Genomic DNA, 5,152 nt, shown 5'->3' on the forward strand with positions numbered 1-5,152 from the left:
GGCGTGGCCAGCGACAGCGCGCACGGACAGGTGACGATGAGCACGGCCACGGCCACCCAGACGCTGCGGCCGGGGTCGATGAAGGCCCAGGCGAGCGCACACAGGGCGGCCGCTGCCAGCACCGCCCACAGGAAGGGCCCGGCGATGCGATCGACGGCCTGCACGAAGGCCGGGCGCTCGGTGGCGGCGCGCTGCATCAACTCGACGATGCGGGCATAGCGGGTGTCGCGCCCCACCCGTTCGACGCGCACCCACACCGGGGCCGAGAGGTTGAAGCTGCCGGCCACGACCGCTTGCCCCGGCCCACGCTCCTGCGCGGCGGATTCTCCGGTCAGCAGGGCCTCGTCCACCCAGGCCGTGCCGGCCTCGATGTGACCGTCGGCCGGGAAGGCCTGGCCGGCACGCACCCGCACCCGGTCTCCGGCTTGCAGGCGCGACACTGGCAGTGTTTCCAGGCGGCCATCGGCCGACTCGCGCTCCACGGTCTCGGGCAGGCGCTGCATCAAGGCCTCCAGGGCCCCGGCCGTGGCGCTGTGGGAGCGCAGCACCAGGTAGCGCCCGCCCAGCAGGAAGAAGACGAACATCGTGAGCGAGTCGAAGTAGACCTCCTCGCCGAACAGGCCGCCGGGGTCGAAGGTTGCGCCGGTGCTGGCGATGAAGGTGACGACGATGCCCAGGGCCACCGGCACGTCCATGCCGATGCGCCGTGCACGCAGGTCGCGCCAGGCACCTTGCAGGAAGGGCCCGGCAGAAAACAGCAGGACCGGGATGCTCAGCAGCCAGCTCGCCCATTGCAGCAACTGCCAGATGTCGCCGCTCATGTCCTGGCTGCCGCTGGGTGCCACCCCATAAGTGGGCACCGCATACATCATCACCTGCATCATGCAAAAGCCGGCGACGAAGAGCCGCCACAGCGCCAGTCGCTCCTCGCGGCGGCGGTCGGCCTCGGCCTGCACCGACATGGCGGGGTAGGCGCGGTAGCCGGCATCGGCGACCGCCCGGGCGATCATGGAGGCTTGTACGCGGTCGGGGTCCCACAGGACGCTCGCACGGCGCGAGGCGGGGTTGACCTCGGCGTCGATCACGCCGGGCAGGCGCAGCAGAGCCTGCTCGACCTGGACCGAGCAGGCCGCACAGTCCATGCCCTCGATGATCAGCGCCGAGCGCCGGCGGCCCGGCCCGCCGGCCTGATCGGGCACGGCTTGGGTGAAGCGCGCCTGCTCCAGCGGATCGTCCCAGGCCACCGCTTCCTGGTCGGGAAGGACACACGCGGCAGGAGGCGGGTGGGCGGGGTCGTCGGCGCTGGACATCTCGGCTGGATCCATGACCCGCAGGTCGACATCGGCTGCAGGCACGACGACAATCTAGGGTCTTTCCACCGTGCGCATCATGATCCAGATCAAGTTGCCTGCCTTGCAAGCCCACCCAGTCCCGGCCTGGCGGCGTTTCGCTGCGGGCCTCGTCGGCCTGGCCCTGGCCGCGACGGCCTGGGCCCAGGAGGCCGGCCAGAAGTTGCCCAGCGTGCCGCTGCGCGCGGGCTTCCATGCGATCTCGGCCGAAGTCGCGCGCACGCCCGAGCAGCGCGCGATTGGCTTGATGCACCGCAAGGAGATGGCCCCCCACGAGGGCATGCTCTTCGTCTTCGAGACCCCAGCGGTGCAGTGCTTCTGGATGAAGAACACGCTGATCCCGCTGTCGATCGCCTTCCTGGCCGACGACGGGCGCATCGTCAACATCGCCGACATGCAGCCGCAAACGCTCGACTCGCACTGCTCCGACGAGCCGGTGCGGCTGGCACTGGAGATGAACCAGGGCTGGTTCGCCCGGCGCGGCATCAAGCCGGGCATGCGCATCCAGGGCGGGCCGATCGCACCACCGGCGCGCTGAACGTCAGCGCTTTCCTAGCCGCGGCTGGCAAGGGGCAGCCAAACGCGAAAGCGTGTGCCCTCGAATTCGGGGCGGCTGTGCAGTTCGATGCGGCCGCCCATGGCGTGCACCACGTCCCTGACGATCGCCAACCCCAGACCGGCGCCTTCCGAACCTCGCGTGTCGGAGCGCTCGGCCCGCCAGAAGGGCTCGAAGACGAGCTCGCGCTGATCGGCCGGGATGCCGGGGCCGTCGTCGAACACCTCGATGCCGACCCCGCCGGGCTCAGCCTGCACGGCCAGGCGCACGTGCACGCCGCCATGGCGCAGCGCGTTGTCCAGCAGGTTGGAGACCACCTCGCCCAGCCACACGGGGTGAGCCCGGGCTCGACAGGCCTGGGCCGGCACCTGCAGGTCGAACACGCGCCCCTCGCGGCTGGCCCGCAGCGCCAGAGGTTCGGCCGCCTCGCGCACCGCCGCCACGACGTCCACGGACTCCAGGGCCGCCGGACCGTCGCGCAAGGCCGACTCCGAACGGGCAAGGTTGAGCAGCTGCGAGACGAGCCGCCCCATGCGCTCGCTGCTGGCCACGAGTTCACGCAGCAGCCCGGGCGCCGCCTCGCCGCCGCTGCGCCATTCGTGCTGCAGCGCCTGGGCCAGAACGCGCACCCCGGCCACAGGGGTGCGCAACTGGTGGGCCGCATCGGCCACGAAGCGGCGCTGCTGCCGGACCGCACGATCGACGTTGGCCAGCAGCACGTTGATGCGCTCGATCAGCGGCACGGCCTCGGCCGGCACGCCCTGCAGCGGCAGGGGTTGCAGGTCGCGCGGGTCACGCGCCTCCACGGCCGCGGCCACGCGCCGCAGCGGGGCCACCCCGCGGCGGATGCCCCAGTGCAGCAGCCCGAAGGTCAGCAGGCCCAGCGCCACGGTGGGCAGCAGCACGGCCAGTTGGATCTCGCGTTCGAGCTCCCGCCGACGCCGGCGCGTCTCGACGACGACGATGGACACCACCTGGTCGAGCATGGGCGAGCGGATCGAGTAGATCGCGCCGCGCACGGGTTCGCCGAGATAGCTGGCATCGAAAAGCTGGGGGGCTGTGAAGCTGGCATCGATGTTCTCGGGCATGGGCAGGTTGCTCGAACCGGCCAGGATCTGACCCATCTCGTCGATCACCATGTAGGCATTGCGGTCGGCACTGTCGCGTGCCAGCAGTTGCTGGGCCTGCACGCTCAGTTCGAGCAAGGGGCCGCGGTCGGTCCAGTAGACCTGGGTGGCGATCGCGCCGGCCTCGTCCTGAAGGGTCTGGTCGTAGGCGGTGTCGCCGGCAAACTGCGCGAGCCGGTAGGCCCCCCAGGCAGCGATCAGGGCCACCAACAGCCACCCCCACATCAGCGGCCGCAGCAACTGGGCACGCAGGCTGCGGTTGGGCTTGACCGGGGCTGTCGGCTCGCGCCCCAGGCTGGGCGGGTCGGGAATGCCCACGGTCTCAGGCCGGCGGCGCCTCGGGCGCGGCCGCTTCGATCTCCATCAGGTAGCCGAAGCCGCGCACGGTGCGGATCACCACGCCCAGGTCGGCAAAGCGCTTGCGCAGGCGGTGGATGTAGACCTCGACCGAGTTCTCGCTGAAATCGGTCTCCCAGCTCGACAGCGTGGAGACGATGTGCTCCTTGGGCACCACGCGGCCGGCACGGGCCATCAGCAGCTCGGTGAGGGCCTGCTCGCGCGGGCTCAGGTGCACACGCTGGCCGCGGTAGCGCAACTCGCGATGGCGCACGTCCAGCTCGAGCTCGCCCAGCACGAGGCGGTCGTCGATGCGGCCCGCGGCCCGGCGCTGCAGCGCGCGGATGCGAGCGACCAGCTCGGGCACGTCGAAGGGTTTGACGAGGTAGTCGTCGGCTCCGCCATCCAGGCCCTGGAGGCGATCGGACAGCTCATCACGGGCGCTGAGGATGAGCACGGGCAGGTGCGCCCCGCGGCCGCGCCAGGTGCGCAGCACCTCCATGCCGTCACGACGGGGCAGGCCCAGGTCCAGCACGGCCAGGTCGTACTGGTCGATCAGGCCCTCGGCAGAGGCGGCCGCGCCGTCGCCCAGGGTGTCCACATGCCAGCCCTCGCGCTGCAGCGCGCGGGCCACTCCCAGCGACAGGGCCGGGTCGTCTTCGACCAGCAGGATTCTCATCGTCGTGCAAAGGGCAGGAAACGCAGGGCTCGAGCCCCGTATTGTGCGCCGTCAAGCGAAAGAGCCGGCCCGCGGCCGGCTCTTCCAGGCAGCAGGCAACGGCCTCAGGCGAAGTTGGCTTCGGCGAAGTCCCAGTTGGCCAGCGAGCTCAGGAAGGTCTCGACGAACTTCGGGCGCAGGTTGCGGTAGTCGATGTAGTAGGCGTGTTCCCACACGTCGATCGTGAGCAGGGCCTTGTCGGCGGTGGTCAGCGGGGTGCCGGCATTGCTGGTGTTGACGATGTCGACGCTGCCGTCGGGCTTCTTGACCAGCCAGGTCCAGCCCGAGCCGAAGTTGCCCACGGCCGCCTTGGTGAAGGCGTCCTTGAACGCGGCAAAGCTGCCCCACTTGGCGTTGATCGCCTCGGCCAGCTTGCCCTTGGGTTCGCCACCACCACCCGGCTTCATGCTGTGCCAGAAGAAGGTGTGGTTCCAGATCTGGGCCGCGTTGTTGAACACGCCCCCACTGGACTTGCGGATGATGTCCTCCAGCGACATCGACTCGAACTCGGTGCCCTTGATCAGGTTGTTCAGGTTCACCACGTAGGCGTTGTGATGCTTGCCGTGGTGGAACTCCAGCGTCTCCTTGCTGATGTGGGGAGCCAGGGCGTCGATCGCATACGGGAGCGCGGGCAGGGTGTGTTCCATCGTGTCGTCCTTTCGGTTTGTGGGAGATGTTGTCGGGGGACTGGGTTCAAGGATTGTAGGCACTGCAGGGTCTGCCCGCTGCCGCCCTCGGGTGCAACCGCACGAGGCGCGGGGTCAGGGCTGGCGCTCGCGCACCTGCGAGACCAGCCGGCCGTCGGCGAGCACCGCATGCACCATGTCGCCCACCTGGACCTGCTGCACCGACACCAGCGCCCTGCCCCGCGGATCGGTGAGATAGGCATAGCCTCGCTGCAGCACGCGCTGCGGATCGAGGGCCACCAGCCGGGCCTGCAGCGCGGCCAGCCGCTGCACGGCCGCCTGGCAGCGCACGTCCACGGCACGCGCCAGACGACGCGCCAGCGGGCCTTGGCGCTCGCGCGCCAGGCGCAGGTGCTGACCGGGCGCTGCGGCCAGACGCT

The 5,152-nt window shown here is 70.3% G+C and carries 6 protein-coding genes; 1 reads left to right on the forward strand and 5 read right to left on the reverse strand.

Translation table 11 applies throughout. The features are described from left to right. Positions 1-1,325 (reverse strand): heavy metal translocating P-type ATPase (locus ACK42S_RS15515; RefSeq protein ID WP_409709543.1); only part of this gene is annotated, 1,325 nt, incomplete at its 3' end. A 64-nt stretch (positions 1,326-1,389) separates the two neighbouring features. On the opposite strand from ACK42S_RS15515, the gene ACK42S_RS15520 reads away from it, so the two are divergent. Then, positions 1,390-1,887, forward strand: coding sequence for a DUF192 domain-containing protein (locus ACK42S_RS15520; protein WP_409709558.1), 498 nt, complete (start codon positions 1,390-1,392; stop codon positions 1,885-1,887). 14 nt (positions 1,888-1,901) lie between these two features. Here ACK42S_RS15520 and ACK42S_RS15525 read toward each other — a convergent pair whose 3' ends face one another. The 4 genes from ACK42S_RS15525 to ACK42S_RS15540 form a co-directional block, all read right to left on the reverse strand. Then, positions 1,902-3,350, reverse strand: a complete 1,449-nt coding sequence (locus tag ACK42S_RS15525; protein ID WP_409709546.1) for a sensor histidine kinase — start codon at positions 3,348-3,350, stop codon at positions 1,902-1,904. Positions 3,351-3,354: 4 nt separating this feature from the next. Further along, a complete protein-coding gene (locus tag ACK42S_RS15530) occupies positions 3,355-4,047 on the reverse strand; it encodes a response regulator (RefSeq protein ID WP_409709549.1) in 693 nt (230 codons plus the stop codon). A 104-nt stretch (positions 4,048-4,151) separates the two neighbouring features. Further along, on the reverse strand, positions 4,152-4,733 hold the full coding sequence (locus ACK42S_RS15535) for a superoxide dismutase (protein WP_409709552.1): 582 nt from the start codon (positions 4,731-4,733) through the stop codon (positions 4,152-4,154). A 114-nt stretch (positions 4,734-4,847) separates the two neighbouring features. Then, positions 4,848-5,152 (reverse strand): exodeoxyribonuclease VII large subunit (locus ACK42S_RS15540; RefSeq protein WP_409709555.1); only part of this gene is annotated, 305 nt, incomplete at its 5' end.

The sequence above is a fragment of the Caldimonas sp. genome, assembly GCF_046289365.1.
In the GTDB taxonomy this organism is placed as follows: domain Bacteria; phylum Pseudomonadota; class Gammaproteobacteria; order Burkholderiales; family Burkholderiaceae_C; genus Caldimonas.

What these genes read in the sequence shown, in the direction of transcription:
- ACK42S_RS15520 (WP_409709558.1), top strand. Translation starts at nt 1,390, where the DNA reads ATGATCCAGATCAAGTTGCCTGCCTTGCAAGCCCACCCAGTCCCGGCC.
- ACK42S_RS15530 (WP_409709549.1), bottom strand. Translation starts at nt 4,047, where the DNA reads ATGAGAATCCTGCTGGTCGAAGACGACCCGGCCCTGTCGCTGGGAGTG.
- ACK42S_RS15535 (WP_409709552.1), bottom strand. Translation starts at nt 4,733, where the DNA reads ATGGAACACACCCTGCCCGCGCTCCCGTATGCGATCGACGCCCTGGCT.